The 20,383-nt window shown below is 45.2% G+C and carries 17 protein-coding genes and 1 riboswitch; of the genes, 16 read left to right on the top strand and 1 reads right to left on the bottom strand.

Annotated elements, in window-relative coordinates; all coding sequences use genetic code 11:
* The first annotated feature begins 8 nt into the window (after positions 1-8).
* The 8 genes from AXX12_RS14325 to AXX12_RS18850 all read left to right on the top strand — a co-directional run bounded on the left by AXX12_RS14325 (position 9) and on the right by AXX12_RS18850 (position 8,722).
* A complete protein-coding gene (locus tag AXX12_RS14325; protein ID WP_066244142.1) occupies positions 9-821 on the top strand; it encodes a nitroreductase family protein in 813 nt (270 codons plus the stop codon).
* Positions 822-932: 111 nt separating this feature from the next.
* Positions 933-1,880 (top strand): AEC family transporter, encoded by a 948-nt coding sequence (locus tag AXX12_RS14320; RefSeq protein ID WP_066244139.1) that lies wholly within the window; start codon positions 933-935, stop codon positions 1,878-1,880.
* Positions 1,881-2,163: 283 nt separating this feature from the next.
* Positions 2,164-3,438, top strand: coding sequence for a nickel-dependent lactate racemase (larA, locus tag AXX12_RS14315; protein WP_066244136.1), 1,275 nt, complete (start codon positions 2,164-2,166; stop codon positions 3,436-3,438).
* Between the two features lie 27 nt (positions 3,439-3,465).
* Positions 3,466-4,866 (top strand): FAD-binding oxidoreductase, encoded by a 1,401-nt coding sequence (locus tag AXX12_RS14310; RefSeq protein WP_066244134.1) that lies wholly within the window; start codon positions 3,466-3,468, stop codon positions 4,864-4,866.
* Positions 4,867-5,126: 260 nt separating this feature from the next.
* A complete protein-coding gene (locus AXX12_RS14305; protein ID WP_066244132.1) occupies positions 5,127-6,782 on the top strand; it encodes an L-lactate permease in 1,656 nt (551 codons plus the stop codon).
* A gap of 182 nt (positions 6,783-6,964) precedes the next feature.
* Positions 6,965-7,402, top strand: a complete 438-nt coding sequence (locus tag AXX12_RS14300) for a DUF4879 domain-containing protein (RefSeq protein WP_066244128.1) — start codon at positions 6,965-6,967, stop codon at positions 7,400-7,402.
* 213 nt (positions 7,403-7,615) lie between these two features.
* Positions 7,616-8,200 carry a cob(I)yrinic acid a,c-diamide adenosyltransferase gene (locus AXX12_RS14295; protein ID WP_231881900.1) on the top strand — a complete coding sequence of 195 codons (585 nt, stop codon included), beginning with the start codon at positions 7,616-7,618 and terminating at the stop codon, positions 8,198-8,200.
* 45 nt (positions 8,201-8,245) lie between these two features.
* Positions 8,246-8,722 carry a putative ABC transporter permease gene (locus AXX12_RS18850; RefSeq protein WP_074431375.1) on the top strand — a complete coding sequence of 159 codons (477 nt, stop codon included), beginning with the start codon at positions 8,246-8,248 and terminating at the stop codon, positions 8,720-8,722.
* Here the strand turns inward: AXX12_RS18850 and AXX12_RS14290 are convergent.
* Positions 8,664-12,878: a 2-hydroxyacyl-CoA dehydratase gene (locus tag AXX12_RS14290; protein ID WP_066244125.1), complete on the bottom strand. Its 4,215-nt coding sequence runs from the start codon at positions 12,876-12,878 to the stop codon at positions 8,664-8,666. The genes AXX12_RS18850 and AXX12_RS14290 overlap by 59 nt on opposite strands.
* Positions 12,879-13,064: 186 nt before the next feature.
* Here AXX12_RS14290 and AXX12_RS14285 point away from each other — a divergent pair, with 186 nt between their 5' ends.
* From AXX12_RS14285 to AXX12_RS14250, 8 genes are all read left to right on the top strand, one after another.
* A complete protein-coding gene (locus AXX12_RS14285; protein WP_066244118.1) occupies positions 13,065-13,781 on the top strand; it encodes an ATP-binding protein in 717 nt (238 codons plus the stop codon).
* Between the two features lie 172 nt (positions 13,782-13,953).
* Complete coding sequence (locus AXX12_RS14280) at positions 13,954-14,484, top strand: cob(I)yrinic acid a,c-diamide adenosyltransferase (protein WP_197470733.1); 531 nt, start codon at positions 13,954-13,956, stop codon at positions 14,482-14,484.
* A 303-nt stretch (positions 14,485-14,787) separates the two neighbouring features.
* Positions 14,788-15,303: a transcription repressor NadR gene (locus tag AXX12_RS14275; protein ID WP_066244115.1), complete on the top strand. Its 516-nt coding sequence runs from the start codon at positions 14,788-14,790 to the stop codon at positions 15,301-15,303.
* Between the two features lie 158 nt (positions 15,304-15,461).
* Positions 15,462-16,367, top strand: coding sequence for a quinolinate synthase NadA (nadA, locus tag AXX12_RS14270; protein WP_066244112.1), 906 nt, complete (start codon positions 15,462-15,464; stop codon positions 16,365-16,367).
* Entirely contained in the window at positions 16,368-17,957 is a 1,590-nt protein-coding gene (gene nadB, locus AXX12_RS14265) for an L-aspartate oxidase (protein ID WP_066244110.1), read from the top strand.
* Positions 17,954-18,784, top strand: a complete 831-nt coding sequence (nadC, locus tag AXX12_RS14260) for a carboxylating nicotinate-nucleotide diphosphorylase (RefSeq protein WP_066244107.1) — start codon at positions 17,954-17,956, stop codon at positions 18,782-18,784. Before nadB ends, nadC begins: the two co-directional genes overlap by 4 nt.
* 103 nt (positions 18,785-18,887) lie before the next feature.
* A riboswitch (cyclic di-GMP riboswitch) is annotated at positions 18,888-18,972 on the top strand.
* A 69-nt stretch (positions 18,973-19,041) separates the two neighbouring features.
* Entirely contained in the window at positions 19,042-19,902 is an 861-nt protein-coding gene (locus tag AXX12_RS14255) for a response regulator (protein WP_066244105.1), read from the top strand.
* Positions 19,902-20,366, top strand: a complete 465-nt coding sequence (locus tag AXX12_RS14250; RefSeq protein WP_066244104.1) for a chemotaxis protein CheX — start codon at positions 19,902-19,904, stop codon at positions 20,364-20,366. The genes AXX12_RS14255 and AXX12_RS14250 overlap by 1 nt, the downstream gene beginning before the upstream one ends.
* The last annotated feature ends 17 nt before the right edge of the window (positions 20,367-20,383 follow it).

The raw sequence follows: 20,383 nt of genomic DNA, 5'->3' as shown, positions 1-20,383 counted from the left end.
AATGTAATATGAAACTGATTCAAGTCGATCAAGAAAAATGTATTCGCTGCGGTTTATGCGGTAAAGCCTGTCCGATGGGCATTATTAATCTGGGAGAGCAAGGGCCGCACTATTCAGGAGGACACTGTATTGCTTGCGGACACTGTGTAGCTGTTTGCCCCACAGCAGCCTTAGATAATAACAAAGCGCCTTTAGCCAATCAACTGCCAATAGAAAATACGCCTGTTCTCGATGCAGATACGGCGGCTCGCTTTTTGCGTTCGCGGCGGTCAATCCGTGCATATAAGGAAATTGCAGTACCACGGGATAAAGTCTCTCAGCTTTTAAATATTGCCCGCCTTGCACCGACTGGCGGAAATTCGCAAGGCGTCGCCTACTATGTCTTTGATCAGCCAGAAACATTACGCCAGGTTACGGCTTTAACAATTGAGTGGATGGAGGATGCCATCAAAAGCGCTTCGCCTTGGGCTCCTTACTATCTCGGAGTAGTCGAGAAGTACCGCAAAACAGGTGCAGATGTAATTTTGCGAGGGGCCCCCTGTCTGATTGTGGCCACAGCTGCCAAGAGCCTTTTGGGCCGCGGCCGTGATAACACCCATTTCTCGCTGGCTTATGCCGAACTGTACGCGCCAACGATCGGGCTGGGTACCTGTTGGGCAGGCTTTTTTGAGGCTTGTGCTGCCAGCGGCTATCAACCGTTGCTCGATCTGCTGGGCTTGCCAAAGGATGTAGCTGTCACCGGTGGCTTGATGGTTGGTTATCCCCAATACACATATAAGCGATTGGTGGATAGAAATCCATTGCAGGTAACGTGGCAGTAGTGCAGGCAGCAATAGAAAATCAAACCCCTGCCCCAAGCGGGGGTTTTTTGTTATGATAATGAAATCAGGTGATTACGGGTTTGTTGCCTTGTAGTGATTGGAGTGTTTATAGTGGATTTGCAAACTAAATTATTGTACTTATTCATTGATCTAATCTTACCGCTCGCTATCGGGTATTTATGTCGCTTCCAATCAAAGCTCGATAAAAACTTCTTCCAGCGCTTGATTGTGATAAACATATGTGTAATATACCCGATTTTATCAGTGTTGACTTTATGGGCGCTGTCGCTAAATTACTCGTTAATTTGGTTGCCGATTATTGGCGTATTGCTTTGCATTATTCCGGGGATAGCTGCCTATTTTCGTGTGCAAAACAAATTCCAAAGTGAACTCGATAAAGGTAGCTATATTCTTAGTGCGATACTGTCTAATACTACCACGCTAGGCGGCTTATGCGCATATATACTGTATGGTGAATTGGGGTATGCCTACGCACTAATGATTGTCATGCTGCAAAACATTGTTATGTTCACGTTCTGCTTTCCACTGGCACAATATTATTATCAAAAAAGTGTCGGTAGCAATTTTAGTAAGCAGTCAGTATCAACTCTGTTTATGAACCGCACTCAGCTACCGGTTGTCGGCATGACTATCGGCATAATCCTGAACGCAACGGGTATCGTCCGCCCTGCTGCTTTGGAGCTAATGGTCGACCCTTTAGTGCATCTCGGGGCATGGACGGCCTTAATACCGATCGGCTATGCTATTGACACTGCCGGCATGCGTGAATACTATTTGAAAATTCTAGACCTAATTTCCATCAAATTTATTTTGACGCCTGTAGCTGCTTACATGATAGCAAGCTTATTGATCTCAGACGAGATTATTTTGAACACAATTGTTATTCTGGCAGCTATGCCTACGGCGATAAACACTGTAATAGCCGTACAAGTCCATAAATTAAATGTCAATATTGCCACGGCTGCTTTTGTTCTAACCACAGCAGTGTTTATTGGCATCGAACTTCCCGTGCTGTTTGTCTGGATGAGTGGTCGGTAGGTCTTTTCTGTTTCTATGCTCGTCCTGGAATATGTAGGGCGGAGTGTTTTTGAAATATAACCTATTGCTTTATAAAACAAATTTAGATATACTGAAATGGGAATATTATACATATTTACACGCGACAATGTAGGCACTTTACGCTGAATTAACTTATGCTGATTTGCATCTGCACTATCAGTTTATGTAATTCGGCTTTTTTATTGGACAAAATTGGCTTGACAGGAGGCGTCAGCGATAGTTCCAGGGGTACAGAGATTCTTATAGATAATAGGAGGTAAATATGGCCAATGTTAAAATCCCCTTTGGCAAGACCTACCTTGAGGCAGAGATCTCCGAGGATAGGTTGGCAGGCATACTAGTCTCGCAGGCTCATCACTATCAGCCGGAGAGTAGCCAGGAAGAGTTGGTCCGAAATTCCTTGATACAACCGATTGCTTCTCCACGATTGCGAGAACTCGCCAAAGGGAGAAAGAAGATTGTCATTGTTGCCAGTGACCACACCCGGCCTGTGCCTAGCAAAATCATTGCTCCACTATTGCTGGAGGAGATTCGGGCAGGCAATCCGGATGCAGACATTACTTTTTTAATTGCCACCGGATTTCATCGACCAACCTCTAGAGAAGAACTTATCGTTAAATTTGGTGAAGAACTTGTCGCCCAAGAAAGAATAGTGCTGCATGATTGCCGGGACGAGTCTATGCTTATCTCTATCGGCAAACTGCCGTCAGGCGGAGATCTTGTTATCAACAGACTGGCCATGGAGGCCGAATTATTAATTGCCGAAGGTTTTATTGAGCCGCACTTCTTTGCAGGTTTTTCCGGCGGAAGAAAAAGTATTCTTCCGGGGATTGTCAGTCAAGTAACTGTACTTGCTAACCACTGCGCCAGCTTTATTGCCGATGAGAACGCGAGGGCTGGCATTATTGACGGGAATCCTTTGCATATCGACATGATAGATGCAGCACGCCAGGCCAAGCTAGCCTTTATTCTTAATGTAGTGATTGATTCTGATAAAAAAATTATCAAGGCATTTGCAGGAGATATGGAAAAGGCACATCTGGCAGGTACGGAGTTTGTTGGGCAGATGGCAACCGTTAAAGCTATCCCTGCCGATATTGTTATTACCTCAAACGGGGGTTATCCACTTGACCAAAATATCTATCAGGCTGTCAAGGGGATGACCGCGGCAGAGGCGTCTTGCCGTAAAGGTGGAGTGATTATTATTTGCGCAGCCTGTAATGATGGGCATGGCGGAGATGCTTTTTATCGCTGGTTTGCTGAATCGCGGGGTGCGGATGAGGTGATGGCTAAGATTATGGCTATTGATGCCGACTCAACGATTGCCGATCAGTGGGAGGCCCAGATCGCCGCCAGGATATTGCTTAACCACACGGTAATTATCGTGACTGACCAGTGTTCTCACTCCATCGTTACAGATATGTACTTTAAAGCTGCCAGAACATTGGCAGAAGCGTTGACCATGGCTGAAGAGATCATGGGAGACGATGCGGCAATCACCGTCATACCTGATGGTGTTTCGGTCATTGTCAGATAGCTAATATTTATGGAGGTGGAATGAACCATGTCAAACTATAATCCTGTTACTCCGGAAATTATTAAGACGCTCGTGGACATCGTTGGCAGTAAATATGTGATCAGTGACATCGAGAAAATGGAACCGTACTCTAAAGATGAGGAAACCGATGCTCGCTATCAGCATATGCCTGAGGCCGTGGTGTTGCCGGAATCCGCCAGCCAGATTGCGGAAATTCTCGTCTTGGCTAATAAGGAACTTATCCCTGTGGTGGCAAGAGGCGGCGGTACTGGTCTGGCCGCAGCGGCAGTGCCCTTATACGGTGGCATTGTCATCAGCACTGAGCGGATGACCCAAGTACTTGAAATCAACACTAACAGCATGTATATGGTCGTCCAACCGGGTGTTCGGACTGATGATGTGCAGAAAGCGGCTAAAGAACAGGGGCTGTTTTATGCTGGTGATCCCTGCAGCGGAGACAGCTGTTATATCGGCGGCAATGTCGCCACCAACGCGGGTGGCAATCGCGCGATTAAGTATGGTACAACAAGGAATCAGGTCTATGGGTTCCAGATGGTAACTCCACAGGGGAAAATTCTCAATTTAGGTGGTCGCCTAGAGAAATCTACGACTGGCTATGCTCTCGATCAATTGGTGATCGGTGCGGAAGGTACGCTTGGGCTTATTACTGAAATCACGTTAAAACTTAAGCCTTTGCCTCCAAAGGTTGTTGACTTGTTGGCAGTTTTCCCTGATGTTGACTCTGCCATTGATATTGTGACAAAGGTAATTAAAGCTGGCATTACCCCGACCTGCGTCGAATTTATGGATAATGGCACGATTAAAAGCGTAGAGAAGTTTCTTAATGAGAAATTACCGAACAGTGAAAATGGCAACTATATCATCATTCAGGTAGAAGGCAAGGATGATGACGACCTTGATGACAAGAGCGTGATTCTCGATGAGCTGTGTAATGAGAATGGCGCATTGGCAGTACTCGTGGCCGACCCACAAAAGATTTGGCAGTCCCGTAAGGCTTTCTTGGAAGCTGCCCGGGCGGAAAGCTTGATCCAATCAAAAGAGGATATGGTTGTGCCTGTCGATAAGATTGCTACTCTTATGCATGAGGCAGCTGCCTTAAGTGCAAAACATAAACTTGCGGCGAGGATTGCCAGTCACGCAGGCGATGGCAATGTCCACTTCCATGTATTAAAAGGCAGCATGTCAGATGAGGAATGGGACAGCACCTTGGAAGTCTTCCAACAGGAAATATATACCTTGGTATATTCATTAGGCGGAAAGCTATCAGGCGAGCACGGCATTGGCTATAAGCGGCGCAAACTTATGGAACAGTTTACCAACCGGGACGAATTGGATATGATGCGGGCGATAAAAAAAGCCCTTGATCCCAATTTGATTCTGAACCCAGGTAAGATTTTCAATATGTAAAAAATAAGTACGTGGGGTTAGTTTTAGATGGAGGCAAGGCTTCAGGATCAGGCGTAGACAATAGCCAAGGAAGATCGCCGCGTTTTGGCGATGACACATATTAGTAGTCTTATTCACGGAGATGTCATCGCAAGTAACGTAGTGACGTGGCGATCTTCCTCGTAAGATGACTATGTTGATAGCCTGGGATGGATGTTAAAGACATTCATCTGAATTAAGTCTGTTTATCCAGAACGAAAAGTGAGGAGGGTTATTATAAAATGCAATGGCAACAAATATATGATCCCCTAAATAACATCTACTTTTCGGCCATAGTCTCATCCATTCCCCTGCTGATATTGCTCTATATGTTGGGAATCAGGCGCTCAAAAGGGCATTATGCAGCAATGATCGGCACGTCTGCGGCCGTAATGTTGGCTATCGCCGTTTGGAAGATGCCGATCTCTCTTGCCATCAGTGCTACCCTGAATGGGATGATGTTTGGTTTGTTTCCGATTGTCTGGATCGTAGTCACCGCAATCTGGGTATACAACATGACGGTTGAAGCGGGTGAGTTTGAGATTATTAAAAATTCTTTAGCTTCCATCACTGATGACCGTCGTCTCCAGGCGCTTTTGATTGCGTTTGCCTTCGGATCTTTTATTGAGGGCACAGCAGGTTTTGGGACTCCAGTGGCAATTACTGCGGCGATGCTGGTGGGACTTGGTTTTAATCCTATTTATGCAGCTGGTATTTGTCTGATAGCCAATACTGCTCCGGTAGCCTTTGGCGCTATCGGGATACCTATTGTTGTTGCTGCTCAAGTCTCAGGACTTGATATGATGCATATCAGCCAGATTGTTGGTCGGCAGTTGCCGCTCCTGTCGTTCTTGGTGCCCTTGTGGTTGGTAGTGACAATGTGTGGCTGGAAACGGTCGATGGAAGTGATGCCGGCTGTTCTGGTCGCAGGTGGATGTTTTGCTGTCACTCAATTTCTCACATCAAATTATGTCAATCCATACCTGCCTGATATCACTTCTTCTGTTGTCACTATTGTCGGTATGCTACTATTTTTGAAGTATTGGAAGCCCGAAAATGTTTGGCATTTCCCTGATGAAAAACCAGCTACCGGTGGTGCCGTCAAATTGAAGTATTCCACCGGTGAGGTCCTTCGCGCCTGGGCGCCATACATCATTTTGGCTGTTTTAGTCTTTTTGTGGGCAGACGATAAGTATCTCAACTTTAAATCCTGGCTGCTAAGTCAAGATAAACTGCTGCCCTTCTTCCTAATTAGTTGGCCTGGCCTTGATGGGCTTGTCATTAAGACTAGTCCGGTAGTCGTAAAGAATACGCCGTATGCAGCAAAGTATATGGTCAATATATTGTCTGCAGCCGGGACGGCCATCTTATTTTCCGGCATCCTGTCTCTGTTTCTTATCCCCAATTATGGCTTTAGTCGTGCAGCAACCTGTTTTGTCAAAACAGTGAAACAGTTAAAATTCCCTATCTGCACCATTTCGCTGATTCTTGGCTTGGCTTATATCATGAATTACTCTGGCATGAGCTCGACGTTAGGGCTGGCGTTTACCGCAACTGGGGCATTGTTCCCGTTCTTCTCGCCAATTTTAGGCTGGCTGGGAGTTTTCCTGACCGGTTCGGACACATCCTCGAATGCCTTGTTTGGTTCAATGCAGAAAACGGCGGCTGAACAGATTGGCGTTGACCCGAATCTGACAGTTGCCGCTAACTCTACTGGCGGCGTTACCGGCAAAATGATCTCTCCGCAGAGTATTTCCGTCGCTACGGCTGCCACCGGCTTAGTTGGACGGGAAGGGGATTTATTCCGATTTACTCTTGGTCATAGCATTGCCATGTTGCTAGTTATATCCGTCATCACCTATTTGCAGGCCTATGCGCTGAGATTTATGTTGCCATAATAGACATAATTCCTCAAATGTATACATCAAAACCCGCGAATTTCGCGGGTTTTTTGTACCTATTAGATAATCGTTTCCCGCATTCTCTTCAACGACAGGCAGGGGAAAGATGACAGTCTTCTTTATCTCTGTTATGATAAAGAAGACTTGATTCAATGCGATCAATAAGGAGTGCGGCGGATTTGAGGAAATTCACGAAGCTAATACTATTGCTTTATTTATGCGTATTCGCTTTCTCTACAGCGGATGCTAAACCAGCACCTAATCTGTCAAGGGTTCAAATTACCCATGTTGGCGCTGATCATACAGGCTGGATACCGGCAAGCGAAATCCCCTCGACAACCTTGTACGGACAAAAGTTTTACATAGCAGTTCAGTTTACAGGCTATCCTAATCCTAACCAGATACTCCTCTATCAAAACGGTCATTTGATTCCGAAAAGCGAAATTACGGAGCCTTTTGGCCGGACAGGGATCGGTAATCCTTTTACAGGTTGGGTATATCAGTTTGCTATGCCTATTTCCTATGGCAATGGAACCATCGCCGTGCAGGCGAGCGGTATTAACGGCGGTCAGCTTTTTGACACCCTCTATAGAGTTAAATCAAAAAACCAACCGTAGTGATACTTGGGATAATCTTATTCTCCAGCTTAAATAAGTATCCCTACCAGTAGTTGTCGTTACACTGGTAGGGATGCTTTGTATTTATGTAGAATTTTGATTTCGCAGGTTTTTTGGGGTTTTATCATAATATGAATAACTTTTCTGTTTGGGGCACATCCTGGCCTTCGCTAGCTTATTTGCCTCTGAATGTTCATTAAAGGAGGGCTTAATTTGAAAGGGTATGTACAGGTATATACTGGTAACGGCAAGGGAAAGACTACGGCTGCTATCGGAATCTCTATCCGAGCGTTGGGGGCTGGTAAGCGTGTGCTGTTTCTTCAGTTCATGAAAACGCGGGCGTACAGCGAACATAAGATCATGACAAGCCTAGAGCCTAATCTGATTACGAAAGCACTTGGCAAACCGTTTTTTGTGGCGGTTGAAGGTATGATGACTGACGAAGAAAGGGGAAAATGGCAGGATAAAGTTGTGATTTTTCCACCCGGTCAGCCGCCCAAGGAATATTTGACGGTAATTAATGCCGGATTACAAGAGGCAAAGCAGGCTGTGCAAAGCGGCGAATATGACCTAGTGGTGTTAGATGAGATTAATTGCGCCTTGCATTTTGGCTTGGTTTCTTGGGACGATCTACTTGATATTATTGATACAAAGGCGTCAACCACTGAACTTATTTTAACAGGCAGGGGAGCCACTGCAGAACTGATAGAACGAGCTGATCTGGTCACCGAAATGAAAGAAATCAAGCATTATTATGCCACAGAAGGCTTGGAAGCTCGACTTGGCATTGAGAATTAAATGAACCAGTGAATAATTACTTGCCTCAGGTTTAGACTATTCATTATGCTGCACTTTATTATTTACGGACTATTAGGCTGGTGCCTTGAAATTATCTGGACTGGTTTAGGTTCGCTGTTAAAGAGAGATGTTCGCTTGACAGGCAAAACCTATTTATGGATGTTTCCCATATATGGCTCAGTTATATTATTTGAGCCAGTGCATGATTTCATCAGACACTGGCCGGTGTGGGAGCGCGGTATAGTCTGGATTTTGCTTTGTTTTAGCGTTGAATATCTGTCAGGCTGGATGCTGCGTAAGATACTCGGCAAAGTACCTTGGAATTATTCCCGGGCCGCCCTCAATGTACATGGGCTAATTCGCTTGGACTATGCACCTGCTTGGTTTGTCGCCGGTTTGTTATTCGAAAAAATCCATGACTGGTTAGACCAGATGAGTCTAATTAATAGTCTTAGCCAACATTTTATTGAAGTCTTTCTTTGGCTACAGCCAACATTAACTTTATGCGGTTTAGCTGATTAACCTGACTAGCCCCAGGATCATAATCGATGGCGACAATATTGGCGTCCGGATAGCTGCGTCGCAACTCTCTCATCATACCTTTACCGGTAATGTGATTGGGTAGGCAGGCAAATGGCTGCAAACAAACGATGTTATCGACGCCGCTCTGAATCAGTTCTACCATTTCTCCGGTTAGCAGCCAGCCTTCTCCAGTGAGATTGCCAAGCGATAAGTGGTTTTCTGCCAACTTAGCAATATGCTCAATTGTGTATGGTGGCGCAAAGCGCTTGCTGGCGGCCAGCGCCTTGCGGAGGTGGCGGCGGTAAAATTCAACGACTTTTCTAAACAAGATACCTTTTGCCTTATTCATTAAGCTGCCTGCCAGCAAGTCGTAATGTACTTTGCTGTCATAAGCGCAGTACAGGAAGAAATCCAGCATATCAGGCACAACGGCCTCCGCGCCCTCGCTTTCCAACACATCCACCAGATGATTGTTAGCTGTAGGATGATATTTTACCAAGATTTCACCAACTACGCCGACTCGCGGTTTAATCATTTGTTCGTCAATATCTAGATTGTCAAAATCACGAACAATGCCGTAAATATTGTTTTTGAAATTATACTTTCCTCCTGTTAATAGGGACTTGCGACAATTGGCTGCCCAATAGTCATACAACTGTTGGGCTGATCCAGGCTGTTTTTCATATGGCCGAGTCCGATATAATACCCGCATTAGTAAGTCACCATAAATAATACTAATGATCAAATTCTCGAAAAGAGAGAGTGACAGGGAAAAGCCGGGTTGACTCTCTCCGCCCAAAGCAAGCACCGGAATCTGAGGCATGCCGGCATCTTTGAGAGCTTTGCGAGCTATCGCAACATAATTGGTTGCGCGGCAGCCACCGCCAGTTTGGGCTAAAAGGACTGATGTATTTCTTAAATCATACTTTCCGGATTTCAAGGCTGTCAGTAATTGGCCAATCGCAATAATGGTTGGATAACAGGCGTCATTGTGGACAAACTTTAGACCTTCCTCAATCGCGCTTTGGTCAGACGTAGCGGTTATTACGAGCTGATGGCCGGCATTACGAAAGCCAGCTTCTAAAAATTGAAAATGAATCGGAGACATTTGCGGCGCCAGTATGGTGTGGCTTTTTTTCATTTCAGCGGTAAAATCGGTCTGGCGCGTGACAGCAAGCTCGGCGGTTTGCTTGACAATAGACTTTTTGTCTCTGTCATTCAAAGCGGCCAGCAGTGAACGTACTCGAATTCTGGACGCGCCTAGGTTATTAATCTCATCCAGTTTAATTGCTGTGTAGAGTCGATTATGTGTCTCAAGAATTTCTTTTACCTGGTCCATGACAACTGCATCAAGTCCACAGCCAAACGAGTTAATCTGAATTAACTCGATAGCAGGTTCTCTGGCAACAAAGCTCGCCGCCGCATACAATCGGGAATGGTACGTCCACTGATCAACAACACGCAGTGGACGATCGATGCTGCCCAAATGCCGTACCGCATCCTCTGATAATACAGCCAATCCATACGATTGGATTAGCTCAGGTAAACCGTGATTAATCTCAGGATCGATATGATAGGGTCTACCAGCCAAAACAACTCCTTTCATATTTTGATCGGCCATATAGGCAAGTGCCTCTTGTGCTTTTCGTCTGACATCGGATTTATAGCGGTTAAGCTCAGCATAAGCCGCATCGACTGCAGCAATAAGCTCTTGTTTAGTGATATTCTCAGCCGCCAGCTCTTGTGATAGTCGGCTGATCAGTCGATTACGATGGTTAAGCGGTAAAAAGGGGTGTAGGAAAACGATTTCTTTTTCGCGCAGGACATCCATATTCGCTTTGATATTTTCCGGATAAGAGGTAACGATCGGGCAGTTATAACAGTTGTCGGCAGCGGGGTCTTCCTGCATGTTGTAAGGAATGCAGGGGTAAAAGATTTTTTTTACCCCTTTTCTGATCAAATCAGATATATGCCCATGTACAAGTTTAGCTGGATAACAAATCGAGTCTGAAGGAAGGGTCTCCATGCCCAACTCATAGAGCTGGCGTGACGAACGTCCGGATAGTATAACCTGATAACCAAGTTTAGTAAACAGAGTATGCCAGAAAGGATAATCTTCATACATATTCAACACGCGGGGAATACCAATAACCCCAAGCCGTGCTTCTCCGTCAGACAATGGTTCGTACTGAAACACGCGTTGATATTTGTAAGTATACAGATTCGGCAGCCGATCACTCGATGGTGCTTTGCCAATACCTCGCTCACAGCGATTGCCAGCATGATACTCTTGACCATTAGAAAAGCGCTGGCTGGTAATTAAACAGTGGTTACCGCATAATTGGCAGCGGTGATTTTGGGTATTAGCAGTAAAGCTATCAAGGTCAGTCGCCGACAGCAGCGAGGTCTCGGCTCCGGCGCAGCGTTCTTTGGCAATCAGCGCTGCTCCGAACGCCCCCATGAGGCCGGCAATATCAGGCCGGATAACTTCCCGACCAATCGTTTGTTCTAGAGCGCGCAGCACGGCGTCATTGTAAAAGGTTCCACCCTGGACAACGATTTTATCACCTAATTCATCTGTATTCTTCAAACGGATTACCTTAAATAAGGCATTTTTTACAATGGAAATGGAAATTCCAGCTGCAATATCGCTAACATCAGCACCTTCCTTTTGGGCTTGTTTAACCTTCGAATTCATAAACACAGTACAGCGGCTGCCGAGATCCACAGGCTTTTCCGCTTTCAAACCAAGCTGCGAAAAATCGCTAACCGTCATCCCCATTGCCTGGCCAAAGGTTTCAATAAATGAGCCGCAACCGGCTGAACAAGCTTCATTTAACATAATGGAATCAATGATGCCATCACGCACAAAAAAGCTTTTCATATCCTGGCCGCCGATATCCAGCACAAAGGTGACATCAGGTGAAAAATGTTTGGCAGCCTGGAGGTGTGCTACTGTTTCCACTTCGCCGAAATCTACCTGTAGAGCGGCCTTGATAAATTGTTCACCATAGCCGGTAACCGTCGAGTAGGCAATCCGGGTCTTATTATTTAGACGCTGATACATATCAGTAAGGGCTGTCATCACTGTTTCCAGAGGCTTGCCGCGGTTACTGCCATAATAGGAATACAATAAGCTATCGTCCTCACCAATCAGCGTCAGCTTCGTTGTTGTTGATCCGGCATCGATGCCCAAATAGGCGTTGCCGCTATATGCTTGTAGGTCTCTTCGTTTAACAGTATGTTGCGCATGGCGAGCAACAAACTGTTGATATTCTGCGTTGTCAGCAAACAGCGATGGCAATGATTGTTCACTTTTATGCTGTAAGTTGAACAATTTAGGTGCTTTTTTTTGCAACAGTTCATAGGAGCCCGGCTCTTTCTCTAAAGCCAGTGCCGCCCCAATCGCGACAAAATAAGGGGAAGATTCGGGGTTTAGTACCTGATCCGCGTTAAGTCCTAGGGTTTCAATAAATCGCCGCCGCAGTTCAGATAAAAAGTGCAAAGGCCCGCCAAGAAAAGCCACATTGCCGCTAATTGGACGGCCTTGCGATAAACTGCTGATCGTTTGATTGACAACCGCTTGCAAAATAGAAGCGGCGATGTCTACTTTGGAAACGCCTTCATTCATCAACGCTTGAACATCGGTTTTGGCAAATACCCCGCAGCGGGATGCAATGGGATAGATCGTGCGGTAACTTTTTGCAAGCTCATTTAACCCGTGCGGATCAGTATTTAAGAGGGCGGCCATATGATCAATGAATGCGCCGGTACCCCCGGCGCAAACTCCGTTCATACGCTGTTCCACAGTTTTGTCAAAATAGGTGATTTTGGCATCTTCGCCACCAAGCTCAATGGCGGTGGTGGTAGTAGGGATAATATGTTTGACAGCATTGGTGGAGGCAATTACCTCCTGGATAAATGGTAACTCAAGCAATTGGGAAATACCCATACCTGCCGAGCCGGTAAACATAATGGAAAGAAGTTTTTGCTGCAAGACATGATAAGCATTAGCCGCTACTGCCTGAAAAGTGCTTGTTATATCTGAAAAATGGCGCACATATTCTTGAAATATTATTCTGTCTTGTTCGTTGAGGACAACCATTTTTATCGTTGTCGAGCCAATATCAACACCAACACGCAATGCTTTATCCACTTGGTATCTCTCTCCTATTATCCTCAGAGATTCTTTAATATTAATTATAGAATTGGCGAAATAAAATGACAATTATTATTTTGCAAGAGGTGATCTTAGCCTCAATCTTGTGACATAAATCACCGACGAATTTTGGCGCGTGTTGTATGATATAGCCATGAGTATAATATGTGAGGAGAATACAAGATGCTGAGGAAAATTGTTCATATAGATGAAGAAAAGTGTAATGGTTGCGGAGTATGCATCGGTGGCTGTCATGAAGGCGCCCTGCAATTGATCAATGGCAAAGCGAAACTAGTAGTAGACTCCTATTGTGACGGTCTTGGCGCCTGTTTGCCAGATTGTCCGACAGACGCCATCAGCATCATCGAGCGCGAGGCACCTGCTTTTGATGAAGAAGCGGTAAAGCAACATCTCGCTACCCTAAATACTCAGACTAAGCCAGTAACAATGGCGGGTGGCTGCCCTGGAAGCAAGGCTGGTGTTATCACAAGAGAAACTAAGAATAATCAAAGCAAGGGCAAAGACGACTATCCATCAGAATTGAGACAGTGGCCATGTCAATTGCAACTTGTGCCGGCAAACGCGGCTTACTTTGACAATGCCCACCTCTTGGTGGCGGCTGACTGCGCGGCTTACGCTTACGCAAATATGCATGCCGATTTTATGCATAACCGGATTACTGTTATTGGCTGTCCAAAGCTTGATGATATGAATTATGCATCCAAGTTAACAGAGATACTGCAGTCGCATGAGATTAAAAGCGTCACTGTGGTTCGTATGGAAGTGCCTTGCTGCGGCGGCATAGTCAATGCGGTTAAAGAGGCGCTGGTAAATAGTCGCAAGATGATTCCTTGGCGTGTGGTGATAATTGGTACAGACGGTACAATTAGAGAAGATTGAACAAGGTCCCTGGATAAGTGCGACTTGCTTCAGATGGAGTTCTAACTCCACCTGAAGCAAGTCTTTTTTTATGCATTTGACACCATAATAAATCAATGTTAAAATTTAATTGATAATAATTATCAGTAGATAATCGAATAACTATAAAAAACGTGTTGAGGAGTGATTTACTATGGCAATGATATACACACGGACCGGTGATAAAGGAACTACCAGTCTATTGGATGGCAGCCGGGTTCGTAAAAATAGCATCCGAGTTGATAGCTATGGAACAATTGACGAGTTAAATTCTGTGTTGGGTTTTGCTAAGCATTTTGTCAATGATGCAGAAATCTTTGAGAGAATTCATACAGTGCAAAAGGAATTGTTTAAGGTTGCAGCCGAGTTGGCAGATCCCTCAGGCCAATCGTATCCATCACACTTGGGCGATGACGAAATACAGCGATTTGAGGTTTGGATTGATGAATATGTCAAAAAGCTAAATCCTGTTGCTAAATTTATCGTACCAGGCAGCAGTCAAGCTTCCGGTGCTTTGCATATGGCGCGCACTGTGTGTCGGCGAGCAGAACGAGCCATGATCGCACTTGATGAGATTGAACCGATAAATCCCTATGTTATTAAATATGTTAATCGACTGTCTGACTTGCTGTATAGCTTCGCGCGTTATCTGGAAGACAAACAGGAACTAGTCAACGCAGAGTGACTCAGTGAAAGAGTAGCTAATCACCTTCACCGTGTGTATAATGGTATTGATGCCAGTACACCGGTGGAGGTGTTTTTTTCTTAAACGTGTATCAGAGAGTATACGTATGCGCAGAGGGCGAGGTTACGTAGCGCGAAGCCCGCAAAGAGCGCAAGCGTCGCAAAGCGATATTTTTACTATAGCAAGTTCCTTCGCGCTCTTCGATTCTTCGCGTGCTTTGCGCTATACGTTTCCCGTTCCCCGTTTCTCAAAGACCGCCGTAGCGGTTTTACTACGAAGTATTGCAATTGTGAGGTGTGCGGAATGGATGCTAAAGAACGGCGGAATCAATTGGTGGATAAGCTCAAAAAGGCCGGCACTCCGGTGACAGGATCAGCTTTAGCGCAGGAACTTGGCGTAAGCCGTCAGGTTATTGTTGGCGATATCGCCATACTGCGGGCTGCCGGGGTTGAAATATACGCTACTCCCCAAGGGTACTTGTTGCCTACTGCAAAGTCGCAGTCTGTCAAAACGGCTAAAATAGCCTGCCATCATGGCTGGGATAAGCTAACAGATGAACTAGAAATTATTGTTGATAACGGCGGTAAAGTTCTTGATGTGATTGTCGAACATCCCATATATGGTGAATTGAAGGCCAATCTCATGCTTGCTTCACGACGTGACATCGCTGAGTTCTTGCATAACTTAAAGAATAGCGGTGCAGAGCCATTATCAGCTATAACCGGAGGAGTACATCTGCATACTGTTGAAGTCCCGTCGCAAAAAGTGCTTACCAGAATTGAAAAAGAACTGCAAGAACAAGATATATTGTTCTTGTAAACAAAGTGGTTACAAACCTTCCTAATATGCCTTGTCATTTGTAATGTGCAGCCGTATAATAACTATATCTGACAAGACACCTGTATTGTCAGATCGGTGAAATGTTACATATTTTTCTTATGATGAATAGCTAAAAACGGTCGGTAGGAGGGAAAGACGTGAGTGAGCTAAAACGAGCAGTAGAAAAGCTAAAACGGGAGCGCAATGCTCTTATTCTTGCGCATAACTATCAACTTGATGAAGTACAAGAAGTTGCTGATTATATTGGTGATTCGTTTTATTTGAGCAAAGTCGCGGCAAACATAGATTGCGATGTCATTGTGTTTAGCGGCGTGCGTTTTATGGCAGAGACAGCGAAAATACTCTCACCAGATAAGACTGTGTTACTGCCTGAGATAGATGCGGGGTGTCCATTGGCTGATACGATTACAGTCGAAGATGTGAGAAACCTTAAGCACTTGCATCCTGGCGCTCCGGTTGTTTGCTACATTAATTCATCGTCGGAAGTAAAGGCTGAGAGCGACATTTGCTGTACTTCGGCGAATGCCATTAAAGTAGTATCCTCGCTGCCTGATCGCAAGGTGATCTTTGTGCCTGATGAAAACTTAGGCGACTATGTGGCTAAACAATTGCCTGACAAGGAACTGGTTTTGTGGAAAGGGTGTTGCGTCACCCATGCGAAAGTGAAGCCAAGTGCTATCCTCGAGATGCGGGAAAGATACCCTGAGGCTAAAATTCTGGTTCATCCTGAGTGTGAACCGGCGGTAGTAGAACTGGCTGATTTTGCTGGCAGCACATCGGCTATCATTCAATATGCGGAAAACTCCGATGCGAACGTCTTTATTATCGGTACAGAAGTTGGCGTATTGTGCTGGTTAAGAAATTCTCGCCCGGAAAAGCAGTTTTTCTTGCTGCATCCCGGTTTGGTCTGTCCCAATATGAAGAAAACAAGACTGCAGAGCATTTATGATGCATTAGCAAACAATCATTACCAAATACAAGTTGATGAGGCCATTGCCGCTAAAGCAAAACATGCGATTTCTCGAATGCTGGAGGTGGTTTAGATGGCAGAAAGAAGCTATATCACTCCCGTATGGCAAAATCATAAACAGCTAGACAGTAAGAGCTATGATGTCATTGTTGTTGGGACAGGTATAGCCGGAATGACTGTGTCTTTATCGCTAGACTCCAAGCTTAGAATAGCTCTTGTCAGTAAAGAACAGTTTACGGAAAGCAGCACCTACAAAGCGCAGGGTGGAATGGCTGTTGCGGTAGGTCCGGACGATAGCGCCGAGGAGCATTTCGCAGACACAGTAAGGGTTGGGCAAGGGGTGTGTCGTGAAGAAGCCGTAAACCTATTAGCAGGCGAGGGACCTGCGGCATTGGAGTTCCTGCAATCGCTGGGGGCAGATTTCTGCCATAACCAAAATGGACTGGATTTAACCAGAGAAGCGGCGCACTCACGCAATCGGGTGGTACATTATTACGACTATACCGGAAAGTATATTGCTGAACTATTAGCTGATGAAGTCAATAGGCACAACAATATCGAGCGGCTTGACAGATCTTTTCTTGTTGATATAGTCACCGCGCAGGATGGATGCTGTGGCTGTATTGTTGAACATAACGGCAGACTGGTTTATCTCCGAGCCGCAGCGGTTGTAGTGGCCACAGGCGGCTACAGTGGGCTGTTCAAGCGTTCAACTAATGAGGTTTCGGCTAGTGGTGATGGTATTGCTGCAGCTTACCGTGCCGGCGCCATGATTGCTGATATGGAGTTTGTTCAATTTCACCCGACAGCTTTTACCACGTTGTCAGGGAAGGTTTTTTTATTAACAGAGGCGCTGCGGGGCGAGGGAGCGGTTTTACTAAATTCGGCGGGCGATCGATTTATGTTTAACTACCATCCCAGCGGAGAACTCGCGCCGCGCGACGAAGTATCAAGAGCTATCTTGCGTGAATCCACACGACAAGGTGGAGAAACGATTTATCTCGACGCTAGACATCTTGGTAAAGAGTATTTAGCGGATCGGTTCCGACAAGTGTATAGCGAATTAGCAAAAAATAACTACTTTATAGAACGAGACACAATTCCTATTGCACCGGCGGCTCACTATACGATTGGTGGAATTAAGACCGACCTTTGGGGTAGGACTAGCGTAGGCTCTTTGTATGCGTGCGGCGAAGCTGCAGCGACAGGGGTTCATGGTGCTAACCGACTGGCAAGCAATTCTCTGCTTGAAGGCATAGTATTCGGACGTAGGATTGCCACATATATTAATGAAACATATAGTGCAAAACGAGAACCCTCTGAGTTGTCTGCTGGTGTCACTGCAGCAACCGGTAGCTATACAGATCTAAATGCTTTGAGAACCAAGTTGGATGGTGTTGCAGGGGTCGTACGCCGGGGAGAAGAGCTGGAAGCTATGCTAAAGTGGCTAAGTGTTGGTGAGACAAATCATCAGGTTAGTCCGGTTGATCATAGCTATCATGTCTACAATACCTATCAATTAGCGGGGTTACTGGTGGAAGCGGCGCTACTGAGGACGGAAAGCCGAGGAGCCCACTACCGCTCGGATTTTCCCGGTAAGAATGATGAAACTTTTAGAAAACACATCTTGCAGCAATGGGGAAGGAAGGCTGTTATAGCATGAACAAGCTGGTCTTAGATCAATTATTACGCCAAGCTTTAATTGAAGATATCGGACAAGGTGATATCACCAGTGAAGCGATCTTTTCCGGGAATCATGAGTCTAAGGGCTATCTTATCGCCAAACGAGATATGGTCTTAGCTGGGTTGGAGGTTTTCACACGGGTATTTTCATTACTGGATGAGAACGTGAAGGTAACTCTTTACTATGTCGACGGTGACCGGGTTCAAAGTGGTCAAAAGTTTGCTCACATACAAGGACCAACTCGATCATTACTGGCAGGGGAAAGGGTGGCTCTAAATTTTCTGCAACGCTTAACTGGTATCGCCAATGAAACCAATCGTTATGTAGAGGCATGTGGAGGTTCTGGCACGATCATTGTCGATACTCGTAAAACGACACCCGGTCTGCGTATGCTTGAGAAATACGCTGTTACGGTGGGCGGGGGCAAGAATCACCGTTACGGTTTAGATTCAATGGTTTTAATTAAAGATAATCATATTAAGGCCGCCGGCGGCATTTTGACAGCTGTACAGAAGGTGCGTGATCATATATCGCCGTTTATAAAAATTGAGGTTGAAGTTGAAGAAATGCAGCAAGTGCATGATGCGTTGACAGCAGGTGTCGATGTGATTATGCTGGATAATATGTCTTTGCCGATGATAGAAGAGGCTGTACGGGTAATTAATCATCAAGCATTGGTAGAGGTGTCTGGCAATATAACAGGGGAAAAAATAGCTGGATTGGCGTCAAGAGGAGTCAATATTATTTCAAGCGGTGCACTCACTCACTCGGCCAAAGCGGCAGATATTAGCATGAGGCTAGAATAAAACAATTTATGTATCATTCTAGGGCTTAAGTCTTGAGCATTAAGTCCTATTTTTCTTTATTAGGTTGACGAAAAAAGATATAACAGTATAAAATTTTAAAATACCATATATCTGGCAAACCTACCGAAAGGTAGCGACGCAAAGCCATGGGTCTAAGGGCGTAAGCCAATGATTGCCAGGTTGCAACTTGTGAAAAGTGAGACTGGCATCTCACTTTTTTATTTTCAAATCACATTAAGGGCTGAAGGGTGGATCTTATGCGGGAACCAAGTGAAAAAATACGAGTACTAATAGTGGATGATTCTCCGTTTAGTCGTCAACTGCTGGCTGATTCACTAGATTCGCACTGGTTTGAGATTGTCGGTTTTGCGGATGGCTTCCGGTCCGCTCTCGAAGGTTATCGGACGCATATGCCTGACGTTATTACAATGGATATTGCTATGCCGGAAATGGACGGTCTGGAAGTTACGCGGCGGCTTATTAAGCAGGAGCCGGATGCCAAAGTTGTTATAGTATCCAGCATGAAAGATGATGATTTGGAAAAATTGGCAAAGTGTAAGGGAGCTGCAAAGTTTCTCCAAAAGCCATTTGAACCAGAGGTGTTAATGAGCGTTTTAAGAAGTGTGTGTGACGCCGACGTGGTGGATCATGATTTCAAAAGTTGCTACCCTGCCGAATTCATTGCCTCTTTTTCTAATTTCATGAAGAGATTCATAACAGATGTAACTGCTCAATCAACTGTTGATGATACAAGACTGTATTCTAGTGGTATTTCAATTCTTGTGGGGATAACTGGACAGTATAGTGGCAGAATGGTTTTGGACTTATCTGTTGAGACCGCTAAATGTATAGCCACAAGATTGCTTAAGCAAGAGCCTAAGGACTCTGATCAGATTAATGATGTAATTGCGGAGTTAGCCAATATTGTAGCCGGAAATGCATCATCAAAGCTGAACAGAGAATTCCGAGGGGCTTTTCTGCGTGTTTCACCACCAGCGATTTTTACCGGTGAGAAATTCTCAATAGCCAGCCCTAATCTAGAGATTCATGCGTGGCAAGTTGATACTCCTTTCGGAAAAGCCCGCCTGAGCGTTGGCTTTAAGAAGGAGATTGTCTAATGGATGTAAAAAGTATTGCTCCGTTCTTTGATGCAATCTTGAATGTTATGCCGCAACTAGGATTCCAAAACGTCACGCGTGGCCGGATGAGTGTAGCTGATGGCAATAAGATTGCAAGCAATGGAGTCATGGTAATTGTGGGCCTTACGCATCAGCTTCGCGGCACTATCGTATATAATATGACTGAGGAATCAGCCAAAAAGATTGCAAGTAAAATGATGATGGGGATGCCGGTTCCAGACTTTGACGCGATGGCAGAATCGGCGATTTCCGAGATGGGTAATATGCTGGCAGCAAACGCAGCTATATTATTTGAAGCACAAGGGGCAAAAATTGATATTTCGCCGCCTACTCTCATTGTGGGGGACAGCTATACCAGTACATCAGGTAATATGCGAAGGATAATTGTTGAAGTTCTTGTTGATGAGATACCCTTGGAAGTAAATATATCGCTAAATTCCTGACGTTAATGCGCTGTGTA

The organism is Anaerosporomusa subterranea (genome assembly GCF_001611555.1).
Taxonomy (GTDB): Bacteria; Bacillota; Negativicutes; order Sporomusales; family Acetonemataceae; genus Anaerosporomusa; species Anaerosporomusa subterranea.
This window is presented reverse-complemented; position numbering and strand designations above follow the sequence as displayed.